General features: G+C 48.8%; 1 protein-coding gene and 1 pseudogene. Both read left to right on the plus strand.

The window, feature by feature from the left end:
- Positions 1-972 (plus strand): ABC transporter permease (locus BG32_RS13920; RefSeq protein ID WP_147435075.1); only part of this gene is annotated, 972 nt, incomplete at its 5' end.
- Between the two features lie 5 nt (positions 973-977).
- Positions 978-1,210 (plus strand): annotated as a pseudogene (locus BG32_RS15665) (ATP-binding cassette domain-containing protein); the annotation flags it as partial.

Below are 1,210 nucleotides of genomic sequence, written 5' to 3' on the forward strand. Positions count from 1 at the left end.
ATCGACTTGCTGAGAAAGCCTTTGGAAGTCACTGAAGGCAACGACTTGAGAATTGCGATTGACAAGACCTCATTGAATGAAACGTACAATTTCCTCAAGGGGCTTGACGCTGCAACGGGACTTTCGAAGCAGACCATGAAAACTACAGACATCATATTCTCCAGAGTCGAGGATTCGGTTCCATTCAAACCGGATGCCCTTAAAGGCGAGTATAGAATAATGGTCTCGCTGATTCTCCAGAAGGAAACAGACCTGATCGATTCCACAGAAATGAAAATTGTGGGCAGGGTGCATGGAATTCTGGGAACGGACAACTCGAAGAGAGATATCTGGAGTGGAGTAATAGCCGGAGTGAAGTGGGCCATGCTTATCGGGCTCCTTACGGCTCTTATTTCAGTATCCATTGGTGTTATCTACGGCGTAATGAGCGCTTATCTAGGAGGCTGGAAGGATTCTTTAATGCAACGTATATTCGAGATATTCATAAGCGTTCCCATGCTTCCCGTACTCATTGTCATGAGCGCTGTCTTTAAGCCAAATATTTGGATGATTATCGCGATCATGTGCATCTTCTACTGGGTAGGACCGGTGAAGACCGTCAGGAGCATGGGACTCCAGATCAAGGAAGAAACCTACATAGAAGCATCGAGAGCCCTCGGAGCCTCTAATACGAGAATAATCTTCAAGCATATGGTTCCTCTGCTCATCCCCTACGCTTTCGCTTCAATGGCTCTCAACGTACCGGGAGCTATCGTGGTCGAGGCAACACTCAGCCTGCTTGGGTTGGGCGACCCCAATATCGTGACGTGGGGTCAGATTCTTCAAGATGCCCATAATGGAGGCGCTATGCTAAGCGGGATGTGGTGGTGGGTAGTACCGCCGGGACTGGCGATAGCCTTCATGGGGATGACATTCGCATTTGTCGGGTTCGCAATGGACAAGATACTTAACCCGAAACTGAAGACGAGGTAATGAGTATGGATAACATATTGACCGTAGAAAATCTCAAGCTTTACTACTACACGAGCAAAGGTGTCGTGAAGGCAGTTGACGACATCTCCTTCACACTGAAGAAGGGGGAGACTCTTGGCCTCGTTGGAGAGTCGGGCTGCGGAAAGACAACTACAGCTTCGCCCTTCTCAAGATGCCCACTCCCCCGGGTAAGATTGTCGGAGGAAGGATTGAGGTAGACGGTATCGACATTACTCCC

The sequence above is a fragment of the Mesotoga sp. HF07.pep.5.2.highcov genome, from assembly GCF_003666285.1.
Classification (GTDB): domain Bacteria; phylum Thermotogota; class Thermotogae; order Petrotogales; family Kosmotogaceae; genus Mesotoga; species Mesotoga prima.